The 19349-nt window shown below is 61.2% G+C and carries 17 protein-coding genes; 12 read left to right on the top strand and 5 right to left on the bottom strand.

Translation table 11 applies throughout. From position 1 onward, the window contains the following. Positions 1-215 precede the first annotated feature (215 nt). A complete protein-coding gene (locus AB4N33_RS27595) occupies positions 216-1121 on the top strand; it encodes a LysR family transcriptional regulator (protein WP_460121420.1) in 906 nt (301 codons plus the stop codon). A 134-nt stretch (positions 1122-1255) separates the two neighbouring features. Then, positions 1256-1432: a hypothetical protein gene (locus AB4N33_RS27590; protein WP_165557521.1), complete on the top strand. Its 177-nt coding sequence runs from the start codon at positions 1256-1258 to the stop codon at positions 1430-1432. A 7-nt stretch (positions 1433-1439) separates the two neighbouring features. Here the strand turns inward: AB4N33_RS27590 and AB4N33_RS27585 are convergent, their stop codons facing one another. After that, positions 1440-2336, bottom strand: coding sequence for a helix-turn-helix domain-containing protein (locus tag AB4N33_RS27585; RefSeq protein ID WP_460121418.1), 897 nt, complete (start codon positions 2334-2336; stop codon positions 1440-1442). A 219-nt stretch (positions 2337-2555) separates the two neighbouring features. Here AB4N33_RS27585 and AB4N33_RS27580 point away from each other — a divergent pair, with 219 nt between their 5' ends. Next, positions 2556-4073 (top strand): MDR family MFS transporter, encoded by a 1518-nt coding sequence (locus tag AB4N33_RS27580; protein ID WP_476458647.1) that lies wholly within the window; start codon positions 2556-2558, stop codon positions 4071-4073. Positions 4074-4175: 102 nt separating this feature from the next. Here the strand turns inward: AB4N33_RS27580 and AB4N33_RS27575 are convergent, their stop codons facing one another. The 4 genes from AB4N33_RS27575 to AB4N33_RS27560 form a co-directional block, all read right to left on the bottom strand. Continuing rightward, positions 4176-5024 carry a cache domain-containing protein gene (locus AB4N33_RS27575; RefSeq protein ID WP_476458646.1) on the bottom strand — a complete coding sequence of 283 codons (849 nt, stop codon included), beginning with the start codon at positions 5022-5024 and terminating at the stop codon, positions 4176-4178. Between the two features lie 91 nt (positions 5025-5115). Then, positions 5116-5991, bottom strand: a complete 876-nt coding sequence (locus tag AB4N33_RS27570; RefSeq protein ID WP_460121412.1) for an ATPase — start codon at positions 5989-5991, stop codon at positions 5116-5118. A 116-nt stretch (positions 5992-6107) separates the two neighbouring features. Next, positions 6108-7100 (bottom strand): NAD-dependent epimerase/dehydratase family protein, encoded by a 993-nt coding sequence (locus tag AB4N33_RS27565; RefSeq protein ID WP_476458645.1) that lies wholly within the window; start codon positions 7098-7100, stop codon positions 6108-6110. A gap of 94 nt (positions 7101-7194) precedes the next feature. Next, the gene (locus tag AB4N33_RS27560; RefSeq protein ID WP_460121408.1) at positions 7195-8094 is read right to left on the bottom strand and encodes a LysR family transcriptional regulator ArgP; all 900 of its coding nucleotides are present in this window, start codon (positions 8092-8094) and stop codon (positions 7195-7197) included. A gap of 96 nt (positions 8095-8190) precedes the next feature. Here AB4N33_RS27560 and AB4N33_RS27555 point away from each other — a divergent pair, with 96 nt between their 5' ends. From AB4N33_RS27555 to AB4N33_RS27515, 9 genes are all read left to right on the top strand, one after another. Continuing rightward, positions 8191-8592, top strand: a complete 402-nt coding sequence (locus AB4N33_RS27555; protein WP_476458644.1) for an ACT domain-containing protein — start codon at positions 8191-8193, stop codon at positions 8590-8592. Between the two features lie 6 nt (positions 8593-8598). Next, entirely contained in the window at positions 8599-9201 is a 603-nt protein-coding gene (locus AB4N33_RS27550) for a LysE/ArgO family amino acid transporter (protein ID WP_460121404.1), read from the top strand. Between the two features lie 179 nt (positions 9202-9380). Then, positions 9381-9977: a superoxide dismutase gene (locus tag AB4N33_RS27545; RefSeq protein WP_460121402.1), complete on the top strand. Its 597-nt coding sequence runs from the start codon at positions 9381-9383 to the stop codon at positions 9975-9977. 530 nt (positions 9978-10507) lie between these two features. Further along, a complete protein-coding gene (locus AB4N33_RS27540) occupies positions 10508-12559 on the top strand; it encodes a putative bifunctional diguanylate cyclase/phosphodiesterase (protein ID WP_460121400.1) in 2052 nt (683 codons plus the stop codon). A gap of 245 nt (positions 12560-12804) precedes the next feature. Then, positions 12805-14160, top strand: a complete 1356-nt coding sequence (locus tag AB4N33_RS27535; RefSeq protein ID WP_476458643.1) for an imelysin family protein — start codon at positions 12805-12807, stop codon at positions 14158-14160. Positions 14161-14425: 265 nt separating this feature from the next. After that, the gene (locus tag AB4N33_RS27530) at positions 14426-15853 is read left to right on the top strand and encodes a di-heme oxidoreductase family protein (protein WP_476458642.1); all 1428 of its coding nucleotides are present in this window, start codon (positions 14426-14428) and stop codon (positions 15851-15853) included. Positions 15854-15874: 21 nt separating this feature from the next. Beyond that, the gene (locus tag AB4N33_RS27525) at positions 15875-16939 is read left to right on the top strand and encodes an imelysin family protein (protein WP_460121392.1); all 1065 of its coding nucleotides are present in this window, start codon (positions 15875-15877) and stop codon (positions 16937-16939) included. A 14-nt stretch (positions 16940-16953) separates the two neighbouring features. Next, a complete protein-coding gene (locus AB4N33_RS27520) occupies positions 16954-18054 on the top strand; it encodes a DUF1513 domain-containing protein (RefSeq protein WP_476458641.1) in 1101 nt (366 codons plus the stop codon). A gap of 133 nt (positions 18055-18187) precedes the next feature. Beyond that, on the top strand, positions 18188-19336 hold the full coding sequence (locus AB4N33_RS27515) for an efflux RND transporter periplasmic adaptor subunit (RefSeq protein WP_460121389.1): 1149 nt from the start codon (positions 18188-18190) through the stop codon (positions 19334-19336). Positions 19337-19349 lie beyond the last annotated feature (13 nt).

Here is a 19349-nt window from a genome sequence, read left to right as displayed (position 1 = left end):
CGTCTGTGTGAAGGCCCACGCCCCCCTGTAGGAGCGAGCTTGCTCGCGATGGCGGTGTATCAGCCCCCATCATTGTCGACTGACACAGCGCTATCGCGAGCAAGCTCGCTCCTACAGGGGGCAGTGTCGCCAGGAATGGAACAGAGCATAGTTGTCAAACTCAGTACAAAAAATGCGATGCTGGAACATAGTTTGTTTCTAAAATCGGGCAAATCATGGATCGTCTACAAGCAATACGGGTGTTCGTCACAGTGGTCGACCTCGGCAGCCAGTCAGCCGCCGCCGATCATCTGGAGCTGTCACGGCCAGTGGTCTCGCGCTATCTGGCAGAGTTGGAAGATTGGGTGGGCGCCCGTTTGATGCACCGCACCACGCGCAAACTGAGCCTGACCGCCGCCGGTAGCGAAATCCTGCCCCGGTGCCGGCAGATGCTTGAACTGTCCACAGACATGCAGACCATCCTCAGCGAACCCGACGAGACACCTCGAGGTCTTTTGCGCATCAGCGTCAGTACATCATTTGGCCAGGCACAACTGGCCGATGCGATGGCGGCTTACGTCAAGCGTTACCCCGGTGTGCGCATCGAATTGCAGATGCTCGACCGAACGGTGAACCTGGTGGACGAGCGTATCGACCTGGCGATTCGCACCAGCAATGACCTGGATCCGAACCTTATCGCCCGGCGACTGACGGTCTGTCGCTCGGTGATCTGCGCGGCACCTGCTTACCTGCAAACACATCCCGCGCCACGGCGGGTCGAAGACCTCAGCCAGCACAACTGCCTGACCCATTCCTATTTCGGCAAGAACCTGTGGCATTTTGAGCAGGACGGCGAACCAGTGTCGATGCCGGTGCAGGGCAATATCAGCGCCAACGAGGCCAGCACCCTGTTGCGCGCGACCATTGCGGGTGCGGGGGTGGCGATGCTCCCTACTTATCAGGCCTACGTACATATCCACAGCGGCGAACTGGTGCGCCTGCTGCCCCACGCCGAACCCCGGCAGATGAACATCTACGCGGTGTACGCCTCGCGCAAGCACATGCCGGCGGCGCTGCGCAGCCTGCTGGATTTTCTGGTGGAGAGGTTTCCACAAGAGCCTGAGTGGGACAAAGGCCTGTAGTCACCACAAATCTACTGTGGGAGCGGCGGTGCCCTGAATACCGCATCACATACAAACCCGCATCACTGGCAACCCACCACCACTGACCTATGCTCAAGTTAGTACCCATGGGTATTCGTTCAGAGGTCAACGCCATGAACATCAAAACAAGAAGATACCTCGCGATTTTCCTGACCTGCGCCGCCACACTGGCGCTGTATGGCACGGCGGCCTGGCGCGTCGAGCAATTGCGGCAACTGCCCCGCGATTACGCCAGCTGCAATTTCGAGCGCTGCATACCTCACAATGCAACGCTCAACGCCCTGCGGTAAAGACGGCTCAGGACCCGTTACCCCGTTCGGCCTTCAAACGGTCGCGGAACGCCTTGGGTGAGATCCCCACCCGGCGGCGGAACAGGCGCGTGAAGTTGGTGGGATCGGAAAATCCCAACACCTCGGACATCTCATAGATGGTCATGCTGGTGTAGGTCAGCAAGCGCTTGGCCTCCAGCAACTGCCGCTCGTGCATGATCTGCAGGGCGGGTTGCCCCGCCAGTTCCCGACAGGTGCCGTTGAGGTGGGACACGGATATACCCAGGCGATGCGCCAGGTCCTCCACCTTGACGTGCTGGCGATAGGTCTCTTCCACCAGTTGGATGAACCCGTTCAGGTACTCCCGCGCACGTTGCGGACGCTGGCTGGCGTTGCGACGCTGCAACGCCTGGCGGCCGACCCACACCAGGATCACGCTGACCAGCGAATGCATGAGCATTTCCCGGGCGGGTTGATGACCGGTGTATTCGGTTTGCAAGGCAAGGAACAGGCTATTGAGGTAGTCGCTGTCCACGCCCGACGGGTAACTGTCCGCCTGGCCCAGGGCATTGACCGAGTGCCCCAGCTGCGCCTGCAAGTGGGCGACCAACGGCGCCGCCAGGGTCACGACAAACCCTTCGACATCCTCGGAAAAACGATAACCATGAACGGACAGGGGCGGCAGGACCAGCACGGCCGGCTCACTCAACTGTGTTCGATTGCCTTCGATTTCGAGCTCGGCCTGACCTTTGAACACGAAGAGCAACTGGCATAAATCAGCGTGACGATGGGGTTTGATCTCCCATTGGTGTTCGCGACTGCGTTTGGAAATGGTTTCGCAATGCAGCAAGTCCGGCGTCGGCCAATCCAGGCTTTCACCGTAAAGCTTGAACACCGGTATCGAAGGCAGGTCAGGCTTGTTCATCACTTCAATCCAGGCCTCGGAGGTGGCGGGTAGTTTTACACCCATGGACGGAATGTACAGATGGCGGCCCAGTTTTCACCCTCAATCGGCAGACCCGCAAGTGAAAATTGCGTCGGCCATTCGTACGCGGCTATCGAATAGCTTGCTACCGACTTACACTGAAGGGCATTACCGACTGCCTTGCGTCTACCCCAAGCCCACTCCCCCCGCAGGTTACCCGTGACCCACCTGAATCACCCCGACACGCCCAGGCCAGCCATTCGCAATGTGCTGATTGCGTTGATGCTGGCGATCTTTCTCGGTGCGCTGGACCAGACCATCGTTGCCGTGTCGATGCCGGCCATTTCCGCACAGTTCAAGGACGTCAGCCTGCTGGCCTGGGTGATTTCCGGCTACATGGTGGCGATGACCGTGGCCGTCCCGATCTACGGCAAATTGGGCGACTTGTACGGGCGGCGTCGGTTGATGCTGTTCGGCATGGGCTTATTCACCCTCGCTTCGCTGTTCTGTGGCATGGCCCAGAGCATGGAGCAACTGGTGCTTGCACGGATCTTCCAGGGCATCGGCGCCGGCGGGATGATTTCGGTCAGCCAGGCGATCATCGGCGACATCGTGCCGCCCCGTGAACGCGGCCGCTACCAAGGCTATTTCAGCAGCATGTACGCCGTGGCCAGCGTCGCCGGCCCGGTACTCGGCGGCTACATGACCGAATACCTGTCGTGGCGCTGGGTGTTCCTGATCAATCTGCCGCTGGGGCTCGGGGCATACTGGGTCGCCCACCGCAACCTGATGGGCCTGCCAATTCCCCAGCGCAAACCGGTCATCGACTACCTCGGCACACTGTTGATGATCATCGGCCTGACCGCCCTGCTCCTTGGCATCACCCAGATCGGGCAAGGCCACTCCTGGCGCAGCAACGAAGTGCTCGGGCTGTTCACGGCGGCGGTATTGATACTGGCCGTGTTCGTCTGGCATGAGGGCCGTGCGCGGGAGCCGCTTCTGCCCATGCACCTGTTCGCCAACCGCAATGCCCTGCTGTGCTGGTGCACGATTTTCTTCACCAGTTTCCAGGCGATTTCGTTGATCGTGCTAATGCCTTTGCGCTTCCAGAGCGTCACAGGTGCCGGGGCCGACAGCGCCGCCTTGCATTTGCTGCCACTGGCAATGGGGTTGCCGATTGGCGCCTATTTCGCAGGTCGTCGAACCTCGGTCACCGGTCGCTACAAACCGCAGATCCTGGCCGGAGCGATCCTGATGCCGATCTCGATCCTGGGCATGGCGCTCAGTGCGCCCCAGGCCTTTGTGCTCAGTAGCCTGTTCATGTTGCTCAGCGGGATCGCCGGCGGCATGCAATTTCCCACTTCGCTGGTGGGCACGCAAAACGCCGTCGACCAGCGCGACATCGGCGTCGCCACGAGCACCACCAACCTGTTCCGCTCACTGGGCGGCGCGGTGGGCGTAGCGCTGATGTCGGCCTTGCTCCTGGCGTTGTTGCAGGATTCGAGCTTTTCGCAACTGGCGGGTTCGACACTGCTGGCAGAGGGGCATTCCGGTAACGTCCTGCTGGACGGACTGAATGCCGCACCGGGCGATACGCAGGATGCCTTGCGTGCAGAATTGCTGTTGACGTTCAGGCACTTGTTGATGGTCAGCGCCGCGGTGTCGCTGCTGGGTCTGGCAGCAGCGGTTGCCATGCCAAACCGGTTGTTGCGCGGGCGTGAGGATAAGGTCAGGTAGACCGCGGTTGCTGTTGTGGGAGCGGGCTTGCTCGCGAAGAGGTCAGCAACATCATCGGCGACTGACACTCCGCCTTCGCGAGCAAGCCCGCAGGCCTCGGTTTCAAGGGCTGTAATACCCCACCGCCACCAGAAAATGCCCGACCTTCTTCAGGTAGGCATGCTTGTCTTCGACCTTGCCGGTGACCGGGTTTTTCCACTTATAGGCGTATTCACCGTGGTCCTGCTGGGCGATCAACGCCAGGATCGGCTCACCCACGGGCTTGCCGTCCGGGTCCTTGATCTTGCTGAAGTCGGTATTGAGCAGGCGCAGGTTGGTGCCATGGGCGACGTACCGCTGGGTGTCCAGGTCGACGACAAACACGTACAGGTCATCCTGCAAATAACCTCCCTTGAGGGAGTTGATGGCCTTGAGCGTGCCCTTTTCGTCCTTGGCCAGATCGACCGCCGCCTTGTTCAGCAGCGCCATGGCCTGTTCCGCCGACGCCCTGGGCAGGTAGTAACCCACCGCGAGGATGCGCTGGCCAATTCGCTGGTAGTACACGTGTTTACGTTCGATCTTGCCGTCGGCCCAGTTCTGCCAGCGATATTCGGCCTCCTGAATGCCATTGCCCTCCGGCACATTCAGAGCGTTCTTGAACGCTTTCTGCAAATCAGGCCCGAGCACCTCGGACACGTCACGCCCAATCAACGCCGAAGAGGGCCCACCGCTGGCCAGCATCACGCCCTTGGTGTCGACCACGAACACGTAGCGGTCCTTGTCGACGAACTCACCCTGGCGACTGAACGCCGCAAACGCCTTGTCACCATGATCGTGGTAATAGGCCAGGGCCTTTTCCAGCAGGGCAATGGCCGCCTTGCTGTCATCCTTTTGCGTCGCAGCCGCCTGCGCCTGCCCCAACAACAGCAGCAATATGCCGCCCACCAACGCCAACCTGTGCAAAAACCCCATTGCCCATCCCTCGCTCTGTCAGTCTTTCAAGAGCGTAGACGGCAATGGGGCATGTATGGATATTCAGCAAACCGCAGTAACAGCTTGATGCTTAGGGCTTGGCGCGCAACTGCTGTTGCAGGTTCTGGATCTGCGCCTGAAGGGTGTTGATGTTGCGGGTGACCTGGCCACGGAACGCGTCGAACTCGGCAGTGCTGGATGCGCCGGGCGCGGCGGCCGGGCGATTGTCCTGCTCGCTTTTGAGCACGATCATGTCCTGTTCCAGGCGCTCGATGGCGGCGCTTGGGTTGCCCTGTTTTTTCAGCGCGGCGATATCGGCGCCGAGGCTCTTGAGTTGGGCATCGATCTTGTCGGTGTCCGCTGGCGTGCTTTTCAGCGTGGCCAGCTCGCTGCCGAGGGCTTTGACCTGGGCCTGCAATTGCGAATTGGCAGCCTGTTGCTCGGTGTTCTGGGCAGTGGCTTGAGCCAGGCGCTTGTCCAGCTCGGCGGTTTGCGCGGTCATTTGCGCCAGCCGCTTGTCCAGGTCGGAGGCCTGGCCGGCAACGCCCTGTTGTTGCTTGCCCTGATCCTGAAGGCGGCTTTCCAACTGCTTGATCTGCAGCTTCAGCGCTTCGCTGTCCGAGGTCACGTTGGTCTGGCTGGCGACCACCTTGCCGGAAATGTCCTGCAAGCGCCCCGCCGCATCCTCACTGATGCGTGCGAAACTTTCCTGGGTCGCCACCAGTTGCTGCTCCATCAGCGAGATCTGCTGGAAACTCCACCAGGCCAGGCCCGCGAAAGCGAAGAACAGCGCGCCGACCAGGGCCCACAACGGGCCGGTGCTCGCCGCCCTGACCTTGACCACCGGCGGCGTGCGCGAGTGCACCGTGGTGCGCGCAGGCGTTGGAAAATCATCGTCGTCGAGGACATCGGCCCGCAGGCTCGGCACATCGTCGAAGTCGTCGTTGGCATCGTTACGCATGGACATTGAGTCAACCTTTGTGAAACGCGGTGATGGCATTATGGGCGTGAGTATAAACCCGTGAGCCGCATGGATTGACCCTCAATGCCCCGGCTCGGTTCACTATCGGCAACGTCTGTGTTTCAGCGAATGTCCTGGGCTTTCCACCAGTTGCAGAATTCATCCAGGGCAGTCCAGAGACTGACCTTCGGATCGTAATCCAGATAATGACGCGCGCGACTGATGTCCAGGGTGAAACTTTTGTTCATCACCTGCATGCCCAGCCGCGACAGGGTCGGCTCGGGGCGCCCTGGCCAGAGCTTGCACGCGCCTTCGTTGAGCGCCGCCACCGCGTAGGCAAGGCCGTAGGAACGGTAGCGAGTCACCTGTGGGACATCCATCTGGCGCATCACGTAATTGACCACGTCCCACAAGGGAATTGGCGCTCCGTTACTGATGTTGTAGGCCTTGCCCAGCGCCGAACCGGCGGCCAGCAAGCTGCTGAGCATTGCTTCGTTGAGGTTTTGCACGCTGGTGAAGTCGACCTTGTTCAAGCCGTTGCCGACGGTGGCCAGGCGACCTTTGCGCTGCATCTTCAACAAACGCGGAAAAATGCTCATGTCTCCGGCACCGGTGACGAAACGCGGGCGAAGCGCCAGGGTTTCGAGACCGAATTCCTGTGCCCCGAACACCTTTTGCTCGGCCAGGTATTTGGTCGCGGCATAGGGATGTTTGAAGCGTTTTGGCACCTGTTCTTCGGTCAGTCCAAGGTGATCACGACCATCGAAATAGATCGAGGGCGACGACAGATGCACCAGGCGCCGCACGCGCTGCTTGAGGCAGGCTTCGACCACGTTTTCGGTAACCTGCACGTTGCCTTGATGGAAATCCTGATAACGCCCCCACACGCCGACTGCGCCCGCGCAATGCACCACGGCCTCGACATCACGACACAGCGCTCGCGCCAGTTCCGGGTCGCTCAAGTCTCCCGGGACGAACTCGGCACCACGGCGCACCAGGTGTTCGACGCTTTCGGCCCGGCGACCGTTGACCCGTACATCCAGGCCCTGCTCCAGGGCGAAACGCGCAAAGCGTCCGCCAATGAAGCCGCTTGCGCCGGTGACCAGAATCTTCATGAGGTTTCCTTCGGAAACAGCTCCAAGCTGCAAGCTTCAAGCTGATAGTTAAAACAGTTCGCAAGCGCTTCACTTGCCGCTTGCAGCTTGACGCTCATGGCTGGCCCAGAGGCACCAACCAATGCTTCGACGCACGCACCAATTGCTCCGTCAGCAACCCGAGCAACTGCCCACCATTGCGCCAATGATGCCAGTACAACGGCACATCGATGGGCTTATCTGGCAGCAGTTCGCGTAAAACTCCGCGCGCCAGCTGGTCACGAACCTGTAGTTCGGGCACCAGTCCCCAGCCGAGACCGGCCTCGGCCAGGCGCAGGAACCCCTCGGATGACGGGCATAGATGATGTTCGAATCCGCCATCGACACCCAGGGACGCGAGGTAGCGATGCTGGAGGAAATCGTCCGGGCCGAACACCAGCGCCGGCGTTTTCGCCAACCGCTCGGCACGCACGCCGTCCGGAAAATGCCGGACAATGAACTCAGGGCTGGCCATCGCCCGGTAACGCATGGCCCCCAGCAGCACGCTACGCCCGCCGGCTACCGGACGTTCACTGGCGCACAGACATGCGGCCACTTCGCCGGCCTTCATGCGTTTGAGGCCGACGGTCTGGTCTTCCACTACCAGGTCGAGCAGCAGATGCTGCTCCGCGCAAAAATCACCGACCGCTCCCGCCCACCAGGTGGCGAGGCTGTCGGCATTGAGGGCGATGCGCAGGCGCTCCGGCAGGCCTTCTTCATCCAGCGCCGGGACCAGGCTTTGCAGGTCGCGCTCGAGCAGGCGCACCTGCTGCACATGGTTGAGCAGGCGCCGGCCGATGTCAGTGGGCGCCGGTGGCGTGGCGCGCACCAGCACCGGCTGGCCGACCCGCGCCTCGAGCAACTTGATGCGCTGCGAAATGGCCGATTGCGACAGGCCGAGCACCTGGGCGGCGCGTTCGAAACCGGCCTGTTCGATCACCGCCGCCAGGGCCGAAAGCAGTTTGTAGTCGAACATCAGTTTTCCTAATGAGCGATCAGTAAGATTGGTTTTTCTTATACAGCCTTGGGAAGGACAATAGCCAGCAAGAACTCTTGGAGAAGGATCACCCCGATGGCTGGCGAAACCTCCCTGGCAACCCTGCTGCGCAGCATGAGCCCGCAGTTCAATGACGGCGAATACGTGTTCTGCACGTTGCCCGATGGTCAGTTGCCCCACGGCCTGGACATCGTCGGCAGCTTTCGCGAACAGGAAGGCCTGACCGTGATCCTGCCACGCGCCCACGCGCAGCAGGCCGGCTTGAGCTTCGACTATGTCGCCGCCTGGATCACCCTCAACGTGCACTCGGCATTGCAAGCCGTTGGCCTGACCGCCGCCTTCGCCACGGCACTGGGCCAGGCCGGCATCAGCTGCAATGTGATCGCCGGCTACTACCACGACCATTTGTTCGTCGGCCAGGCCGACGCCGAACGCGCCATGCAAGTGCTGCGCGACCTGGCAGCGAACGCGGAGTAACGATCCATGTGGCAAAGTTATGTGAACGGCCTGTTGGTGGCCGCGGGGCTGATCATGGCGATCGGCACCCAGAACGCTTTCGTCCTGGCCCAGAGCCTGCGGCGCGAACATCACCTGCCGGTAGCGGCACTGTGTGTGACCTGCGATGCGTTACTGGTGGCCGCCGGCGTCTTCGGCCTGGCGACTGTGCTGGCGCAAAACCCGACCTTGCTGGCCATCGCCCGCTGGGGTGGTGCGGCGTTCCTGCTGTGGTACGGCAGCCTCGCGCTGCGTCGTGCCTGCTCCCGGCAGAGCCTGCAACAAGGGGAAAACCAGACGGTACGATCACTGCGTGCGGTCATGCTCAGTGCCCTGGCGGTGACGTTGCTCAACCCGCACGTCTACCTGGACACGGTGCTGCTGATCGGCTCGCTGGGCGCCCAACAGACCGAGCCCGGTGCCTATGTCGTCGGCGCGGCCAGTGCGTCGCTGCTGTGGTTCTTTACCCTGGCGTTGGGCGCCGCCTGGCTGGCCCCCTGGCTGGCACGCCCCAGCACCTGGCGAATCCTCGACTTGCTGGTGGCGGTGATGATGTTCACCGTGGCAGCGCAGTTGATCACCAGCGCCTGATTTATTCCAAAAGGCTCTGGAACCTCTATTCCACACAGTTGTTGCGTGGTTATGCCGCCACCCCGGTGCTATGATCCGGTTCGATGCGCCGCAAAGAGTACAAACTCCCCGGCGCTTTGTCTGGCCGCCCGTGATCGGCCTTGCGCCCACCGCAAACTGACCTGATTAGGAGAATGATCATGGCTTTCGAATTGCCGCCGCTGCCTTACGCCCACGATGCCCTGCAGCCGCACATTTCCAAGGAAACCCTGGAATACCACCACGACAAGCACCACAACACCTACGTCGTGAACCTGAACAATCTGGTGCCTGGCACCGAGTTCGAAGGCAAGACCCTGGAAGAAATCGTCAAGTCTTCCTCGGGCGGCATCTTCAACAACGCCGCTCAAGTCTGGAACCACACTTTCTACTGGAACTGCCTGGCGCCAAACGCCGGTGGTCAACCAACCGGCGCACTGGCTGAAGCCATCAACGCGGCCTTCGGTTCGTTCGACAAGTTCAAGGAAGAGTTCAGCAAAACCTCCATCGGCACCTTCGGTTCCGGCTGGGGCTGGCTGGTGAAAAAAGCTGACGGTTCCCTGGCCCTGGCCAGCACCATCGGCGCCGGCAACCCGCTGACCAACGGCGACACCCCGCTGCTGACCTGCGACGTCTGGGAACACGCCTACTACATCGACTACCGCAACGTTCGTCCGAAATACGTCGAAGCGTTCTGGAACTTGGTCAACTGGAAATTCGTGGCTGAGCAATTCGAAGGCAAGACCTTCAAAGCTTAAGCTCGATGCCAGACAAAAAACCCGGCCTTGGCCGGGTTTTTTTATGCCCTGGCCATCCCCCATCCCTGTAGGAGCGAGCTTGTCGAGGCGTCGAACCGTCGCGATGGTAGCCCAGGCACCTCGGGCATCCAGACACCCCGCGTCATCGTTGACGACCATCGCGAGCAAGCTCGCTCTTACAGGGATGATGTACACCGGTAGGAATGGGTTGGCTGCATGAACACCATCGCGGGCAAGCCCGCTCCCACACGGGCAAGCATCCAGCCGCAAAAATGAAACCCACCTCACTCCCCTTGTCCCCGCGCCAGACCCGTCTACCATCAACCTGAAGGTATTTTCTCCCCGCCCCCTCAAGTTGAAGGACTCGACTACCGAAACAGTACAAATAAGCGCGAATACTCCAGATAGCAGCATTTCGGCCAACCCACAGGTAAATCTTCCTGTGTTCGATTGTCCCTTTGACTGCCATCACGGGATTGCCAATACTCATGGCTACTTGATGCTACCCGCACGGAACAAGGAATGACTCTTTGAAGCTGGAACTCAAGAACAGCTTGTCGGTAAAGTTGCTCCGGGTCGTGCTGTTGTCGGCATTGATCGTTGGCGTGGTCTTGAGCTGCGCGCAGATCGTTTTCGATGCCTATAAGACGAACCAGGCCGTGGCCAGCGATGCGCAGCGCATCCTCGACATGTTTCGCGACCCCTCGACCCAGGCCGTTTACAGCCTGGACCGGGAAATGGGCATGCAGGTCATCGAAGGCCTGTTCCAGGACGATGCCGTGCGCCAGGCGTCCATCGGTCACCCCAATGAAGCGATGCTCGCGCAGAAGTCCCGCGATCTGCAGGCGTCCAACAGCCGCTGGCTGACCGACCTTATTCTCGGCAAGGAACGCACATTCACCACACAATTGGTCGGCCGTGGCCCTTACAGCGAGTATTACGGCGACCTCAGCATCACCCTCGACACGGCCACTTATGGCCAGGGTTTTATCGTCAGTTCGGTGATCATCTTCATTTCGGGGGTCCTGCGTGCCCTGGCCATGGGGCTGGTCTTGTATCTGGTCTATCACTGGCTGCTGACCAAACCACTGTCCCGCATTATCGAGCACCTGACCGAAATCAACCCGGACCGACCCAGCGAACACAAGATCCCGCAGCTCAAGGGGCACGAAAAAAACGAATTGGGGATCTGGATCAGCACCGCCAATCAGTTGCTCGAATCCATCGAGCGCAACACCCATCTACGCCATGAAGCGGAAAACAGCCTGCTGCGCATGGCCCAGTACGACTTTCTCACCGGCCTGCCGAACCGCCAGCAACTGCAGACGCAACTGGACAAAATCCTGGTTGACGCCGGCAAGTTGCAGCGTCGGGTCGCGGTGTTGTGTGTCGGCCTCGACGACTTCAAAGGCATCAACGAACAGTTCAGCTACCAGACCGGCGACCAGTTGCTGCTGGCCCTGGCCGACCGCCTGCGTGCCCACAGTGGTCGCCTGGGGGCTCTGGCCCGCCTGGGCGGCGACCAATTCGCCCTGGTGCAGGCCGACATCGAACAACCCTACGAGGCGGCGGAACTGGCACAGAACATTCTCGATGACCTGGAGGCGCCCTTCGCCCTCGATCACCAGGAAATTCGCCTGCGCGCCACGATCGGTATCACCCTGTTTCCCGAAGATGGCGACAGCACCGAGAAGCTGCTGCAAAAGGCCGAGCAGACCATGACGCTGGCCAAGACCCGTTCACGCAACCGTTATCAGTTCTACATCGCCAGCGTCGATACCGAGATGCGCCGTCGTCGCGAGCTGGAAAAAGACCTGCGCGATGCCCTGACCCGAGATCAGTTCTACCTGGTTTATCAACCCCAGATCAGCTACCGCGATCAGCGCGTGGTGGGCGTTGAGGCGTTGATTCGCTGGCAGCACCCCGAGCACGGGCTGGTGCCGCCGGATCTGTTCATCCCTCTGGCGGAGCAGAACGGCACCATCATCGCCATCGGCGAGTGGGTGCTGGACCATGCGTGCAAGCAACTGCGCGATTGGCATGACCAGGGTTTCACCGAACTGCGCATGGCGGTGAACCTGTCGACCGTGCAACTGCACCACGCCGAACTGCCGCGAGTGGTCAACAACCTGCTGCAGATGTACCGCCTGCCGCCGCGCAGCCTGGAGCTGGAAGTCACCGAAACCGGCCTGATGGAAGACATCAGCACCGCAGCCCAGCACTTGCTTAGCCTGCGCCGCTCCGGCGCGCTGATCGCCATCGACGACTTCGGCACCGGATATTCATCGCTGAGCTACTTGAAGAGCTTGCCGCTGGACAAGATCAAGATCGACAAGAGCTTCGTGCAGGACCTGCTCGATGACGATGACGACGCCACCATCGTTCGCGCCATCATCCAACTGGGCAAGAGCCTGGGCATGCAGGTCATCGCCGAAGGTGTGGAAACTGCCGAGCAAGAGGCCTACATCATTTCCGAAGGCTGCCATGAAGGTCAGGGCTACTTCTACAGCAAACCCCTGCCGGCGCGAGAGCTGGGCGCCTACATGAAGCAGGCTCAGCGCACCAACGCGGCAATCCTCTGATGTTGAAATCCTGTAGGAGCGAGCATGCTCGCGATGGAGGTCAACGATAACGCGGGAAGTCTGACACCCCGCGGCGTTCATCAGTCCATCGCGAGCATGCTCGCTCCTACAGGGGGGTAGCGCCCCTCCCGAATAAGAAATATTTCCAACAACAACCCTTTACACATAATGCGAAAGATTTGCATTATGTGGCAGTTTTGCGCGCCGGGCGCGTCTCCACCCCCTCTCGAAGCAGGATGTTCGCCATGATTCGTATGCCTCTGGCTACCGCCAGTCTGTTGGCCATCGCTATTTCCCTCGCCGGTTGCGGCGAAGGCAAAGACAAAGAAAAAGCCGCCGCACCTGCGCCGGCCGCCAGCACCGCTGCGGCCCCGGCTGCTCCAGCCGCCGCGCCTGCCGCTGCCGGTAAAGTCGATGAAGCCGCCGCCAAGGCCGTTGTCGCTCACTACGCCGACATCGTTTACGCCGTTTACAGCGATGCCGAATCCACTGCAAAAACCCTGCAGACTGCCGTCGACGCCTTCCTCGCCAAGCCGAACGCCGAGACCCTCAAAGCTGCCAAGGCCGCCTGGGTTGCGTCCCGCGTACCTTACCTGCAGAGCGAAGCGTTCCGCTTCGGCAACACCATCATCGACGACTGGGAAGGTCAGGTGAACGCCTGGCCATTGGACGAAGGCCTGATCGACTACGTCGACAAATCCTACGAGCACGCTTTGGGTAACCCGGGCGCTACGGCCAACATCATCGCCAACACCGAGATCCAGGTTGGCGAAGACAAGATCGACGTCAAGGAAATCACTCCGGAAAAACTCGCCAGCCTCAACGAGCTGGGCGGTTCCGAAGCCAACGTCGCGACCGGCTACCACGCCATCGAATTCCTGCTCTGGGGCCAGGACCTGAACGGCACCGGCCCTGGTGCCGGCAACCGTCCGGCTTCGGACTACCTGGAAGGCGCCGGCGCCACCGGCGGCCACAACGACCGTCGTCGTGCTTACCTGAAAGCGGTGACCGAGTTGCTGGTCAGCGACCTGGAAGAAATGGTCGGCAACTGGAAACCAAACGTAGCCGACAACTATCGCGCCACCCTGGAAGCGGAACCGGGCGACGTCGGCCTGCGCAAAATGCTGTTCGGCATGGGCAGCCTGTCCCTGGGCGAACTGGCTGGCGAGCGCATGAAGGTTTCGCTGGAAGCCAACTCCCCTGAAGACGAACACGATTGCTTCAGCGACAACACCCACTACTCGCAGTTCTACGATGCCAAGGGCATTCGTAACGTGTATCTGGGCGAATACACTCGCGTCGACGGCACCAAGATGACCGGGGCCAGCCTGTCGTCCCTGGTGGCCAAGGCCGACGCCGCCGCGGATACCGCGCTTAAAGCTGACCTTGCCGCCACCGAAGCGAAAATGCAGGTCATCGTCGATCACGCCCTCAAGGGTGAGCACTACGACCAACTGATCGCGGCGGGCAACACCGCCGGCAACCAGATCGTGCGCGACGCCATCGCCGCGCTGGTCAAGCAGACCGGTTCGATCGAAGCCGCCGCTGGCAAGCTGGGCATCACCGACCTCAACCCGGACAACGCTGATCACGAGTTCTGATCGACGCTCGTTGCCTGAAGAAAGCCCCGACTCGTCGGGGCTTTTTTATGCTTCCGCACTCCTGTAGGAGCGAGCTTGCTCGCGATGGACGCAAGAACACCGCGGGGTATCAGGTAACCAGCGTCATCGTTAACGACCATCGCGAGCATGCTCGCTCCTACAGGTGAAGGGGTAGACGGGCAATCAAACGATAATTCCTCTTATTCAAACTCCCCTGCCCTGTTAGACTTTGCGCCCTTGTTTTGCTCGTCTCGCAGGATGTCTGATGCCCTCGCTGCTTCTTCGCTTGTCCGCACTGGTTCTGGCCCTGGGCCTGAGTGCCTGCGATGACGCCCCGCGTTTTACCAAAGCCGAGCCCGGCGAAGCCCGTTCCGGTGGCCAGGCAACCGTGCGCAAGACCGACCAGAACGCCTTTTCCCTGCCGTCTGCCAACCTGCCGCCGTCCAGGCGCGTGGATTTCAGCGTTGGCAACAGCTTCTTCCGCAACCCCTGGGTGATCGCCCCCTCGACCACAACCGCCCGCGATGGCCTCGGCCCGTTGTTCAACACCAACGCTTGCCAGAACTGCCACATCAAGGACGGGCGCGGCCATCCGCCGGCGCCCGATGCCTCGAACGCCGTGTCGATGCTGGTGCGCCTGTCGATTCCCGATACGCCAGCCTATGCCAAACTCATCGAGCAGAACGGCGTGGTTCCGGAACCCGTCTACGGCGGACAATTCCAGGACATGTCCATTCCAGGCGTAGTCCCGGAAGGCAAGGTGCGGGTCGACTACACGCCCGTGTCGGTGCGTTTCAAGGACGGCACCGAGGTCGAGCTGCGTAAGCCGAGCCTGAAAATCACCCAGTTGGGCTATGGCCCGATGCACCCCGACACGCGGTTTTCTGCGCGGGTGGCGCCGCCGATGATTGGGCTGGGTTTGCTCGAAGCCATTCCCGACGAGGCGATCCTGGCCAACGCCAAGGCTCAAGAAAAAGAAAACAACGGCATCGCCGGGCGTCCGAACCAGGTGTGGGATGACGCCCAGCAGAAAACAGTCCTCGGCCGCTTTGGCTGGAAGGCCGGGCAACCGAACCTCAATCAACAAAATGTTCATGCGTTTTCGGGTGACATGGGCCTCACCACCCGCCTGAGACCGTTTGATGACTGCACCGACACGCAAACCGCGTGCAAACAGGCACCCAACGGTAATGGCGCGGATGGCGAGCCGGAAGTCAGCGACAACATCCTGCGCCTGGTGCTGTTTTACAGTCGCAACCTCGCCGTACCGGCGCGCCGCGATGTGGGCTCGCCGCAAGTGCTCGCGGGCAAGAACCTGTTTTTCCAGGCCGGTTGCCAGTCCTGCCACACGCCGAAATACACCACTGGCGCCAACGCCGCTGAACCTGAACTGGCCAATCAAGTGATTCGCCCTTATAGCGACCTGCTGTTGCACGACATGGGCGACGGCCTGGCCGACAATCGCACTGAATTCAAGGCCGGTGGCCGCGACTGGCGCACTCCGCCGTTGTGGGGCATCGGCCTGACCGAGGCCGTCAGCGGCCACACCCAATTCCTGCATGACGGCCGCGCCCGCAACCTGCTCGAAGCCGTGCTCTGGCATGGCGGCGAAGCGAAAGCGGCGCAGCAACAGGTGTTGTCTTTTAATGCCGAGCAGCGCGCCGCGTTGCTGGCCTTTTTGAACTCTCTATAAATCCAGAATCGGGAGCCCGACATGTTCCGCCCCAAACTGTTGTTCACCAGCCTAGCGGCTATCGCCCTCGGCGCCTGCTCGCCGCAGGACCCACAGGCTGTGACCTCGGCCGCCATCGCCAAGTCGGTGATCCTGCCGACCTACACCCGTTGGGTCGAGGCTGACCGCCAGTTGGCCGTGAGCGCGCTCGCCTACTGCGAAGGCAAGGAAACCCTGGACACCGCCCGGGCCGACTTCCTGCACGCGCAGAAGGCGTGGGCCGAGCTGCAACCGTTGCTGATCGGCCCGTTGGCTGAGGGCAACCGCGCCTGGCAGGTGCAATTCTGGCCGGACAAAAAGAACCTCGTCGGCCGTCAGGTCGAGCAACTGATCGTTGCCCAGCCGCAGATCGATGCCGCTGCGTTGGCCAAGTCCAGCGTAGTGGTCCAGGGCCTCTCCGCCTACGAGTACATCCTGTTCGACAGCAAGCCCGATGTGGCCAACGCCGAGCAGAAAGCCAAGTACTGCCCGCTGTTGATCGCCATCGGCGAGCGCCAGAAGCAATTGGCCGAGGACATCCTCAAAGGCTGGAACAATACCGACGGTATGCTCGCGCAGATGAGCAAGTTTCCGAACCAGCGCTATGCCGATTCCCACGAAGCCATCGCTGATCTCTTGCGTGTGCAGGTCACTGCGCTCGACAGCCTGAAGAAAAAACTCGGCACCCCGATGGGCCGTCAGACCAAGGGCGTTCCGCAACCGTTCCAAGCCGATGCCTGGCGCAGCCAATCGTCGCTGACGGGGCTGGAAGCCAGCCTCGCGGCCGCCAAAACCGTGTGGGAAGGCGTTGATAACAAAGGTCTGCGCGGCCTGCTGCCGAGCGAGCAGAAACCCTTGGCCGACAAGATCGATGCCGCCTATGCAGCGTCCTTGAAGCTGTTCGCCAGCAATCAGCGCTCGCTGACCGAAATGCTCGGCGACGATGCCGGTCGCCAACAGCTCAACGATCTTTACGACAGCCTCAACGTTGTCCATCGCCTGCACGAAGGCGAGCTGGCCAAGGCGCTGGGCATCCAACTGGGCTTCAACGCCAACGACGGTGACTGATGAGGGCAAGTGCCATGCTGCGACGACAGGCTCTGACGTTAGGTAGTTTGCTGCTGGGAGCAGTGACGCTGGGCGGCTGGAAGCTGTTCAAGCAAAAGGACCAGAGCCCGTTGCTGCTGTCGGCGCGGGACGATGGCGACGGCAAGCATTATGCCGTCGGTTATCGACTGGACGGCACCCAGGTGTTCGCCACCCAGGTCGGCCAGCGCTGCCACGACATCATCAATCACCCGACGCTGCCGATCGCCCTGTTCGTCGCACGGCGCCCGGGGACAGAAAGCTATCTGGTCGACCTGCGCGACGGCACGTTATTGCAGACCGTGGTATCGCAGCCGAACCGGCATTTTTATGGGCACGCGGTGATCCACAAGGGTGGCGACTGGCTCTACGCCACCGAGAATGACACGTCCGACCCGGGCCGCGGCCTGCTGGGTGTGTACCGGTTCGAAGGTGAACGCCTGGTGCACAGCGGCGAGATCTCGACCCACGGCATCGGCCCGCATCAGGTGTCGTGGCTGCCCGATGGCGAAACCCTGGTCGTGGCCAACGGCGGCATTCGCACCGAGGCCGAAAGCCGGGTCGAGATGAACCTCGACGCCATGGAGCCGAGCCTGGTGCTGATGCAGCGCGACGGCACCCTGCTGAGCAAGGAAACCCTCGCGCAGCAGATGAACAGCGTGCGCCACCTTGGCATTGCCAGCGACGGCACCATCGTCGCAGGCCAGCAATTCATGGGGCCGTCCCACGAGTCCTCGGAGTTGCTGGCGATCAAGCGTCCCGGCCAGCCGTTCGTGGCGTTCCCGGTGCCCGAGCACCAATTGCAGGCCATGGGGCACTACACCGCCAGCGTCGCCGTGCACAGCGACTTGCGCCTGGTGGCGTTGACTGCACCGAGGGGCAATCGCTTTTTCATCTGGGACCTGGACAGCGGTGAAGTGCGCCTGGATGCGCCGCTGCCCGATTGCGCCGGGGTCGGTGCCGTGGCCGACGGTTTTGTCGTGACGTCGGGACAAGGTCGCTGCCGTTATTACGATTGCCGCCAGACAAACCTTGTAGCAAAACCGCTGGAGCTGCCGGCGGGGCTCTGGGACAACCATCTGCACTTGATGGCGTAACACACCTGTAGCCACCGGCGTGCCTGTGCCGGTGGCTACGGTGACCCCTGTGATTTCTATCAGTTGGAATCCCCTTCCCAGTCGCGGTAATGTGCCGGTCTGTCTCGCCTGATTTCTCCAAGGAACTGGAAATATGCTGCGTCGCCGCATGCTGATCATGTTGGGTGTTGTTCTGTTGATCGTGCTGATCCTGGCCGGTTACAAGGCCTGGTCCATCTACACGATGATTCAGACCTTCTCCGCGCCAAAACCACCGATCAGTGTCGCCGTGGCCACGGCCAGCGAGCAGCCATGGCAGGCGCGTCTGCCCAGTGTTGGCACGCTGAAGGCCTTGCAGGGTGTGGACCTGAGCCTGGAGACCGACGGCACCGTGATCGACCTGCAGTTCGAATCCGGGCAGAAGGTCAAGGTCGGCCAGCCGCTGCTGCGCCTCGACAGCAAGGTCGAATCAGCCTTGCTCGAAACCGCCGAGGCCGACCTTGGGCTGGCCCAGCTCGATTATGGTCGCGGTAGCCAACTGGTTGGCAGCCAGGCCATTTCCAAAGGTGAATTCGACCGACTGTCGGCCGTGCTGAAAAAGAGCAAAGCCACGGTCAATCAGCTCAAGGCGGCCCTTGGCAAGAAGAGCATCGCCGCACCGTTCACCGGCACCATCGGTATTCGCCAGGTGGACGTTGGCGATTACCTGGCGAGCGGCGCCGTGATCGCTACGCTTCAAGACCTCAGCAGTCTCTATGTCGACTTCTTCGTGCCCGAGCAGTCGGTGCCGAAGATTGCCCTCGGCCAGCCCGTCGATATCCTGGTCGCGGCGTACCCCTCCCAGACCTTCCCCGGCAGGATCAGCGCGATCAATCCGAAACTCGAGAACAGCACGCGCAACATGCAGGTGCGTGCGACCCTGGCTAACCCGGACGGCAAGTTGTTGCCGGGCATGTTTGCCAACCTGCAGGTGATGCTGCCCGATCCGAAACCAAGCATCGTCGTGCCGGAAAGCGCCATCACCTACACGCTGTACGGCAACTCGCTGTATATCGTCGCGCAGAAAAAGACCGAGAGCGGCGAGGTGGAAAAAAACGACAAGGGTGAGCCGATCCTGATCGCCGAACGTCGTTTCATTGAAACCGGCGAACGCCGCGAAGGTGTGGTGGTGATTACCAAAGGCGTGCAAAACGGCGAGAAAGTGGTCACGGCCGGCCAGATCAAACTGGACAATGGTGCACGCATTGCCATCAGCGACGACAAAACCCTAGGCGAGAAGAACAGCCCGCCGCGTGCGGACTGATCAAGGAATTCCC

The sequence above is a fragment of the Pseudomonas sp. S1_E05 genome, assembly GCF_056337105.1.
This window is presented reverse-complemented; position numbering and strand designations above follow the sequence as displayed.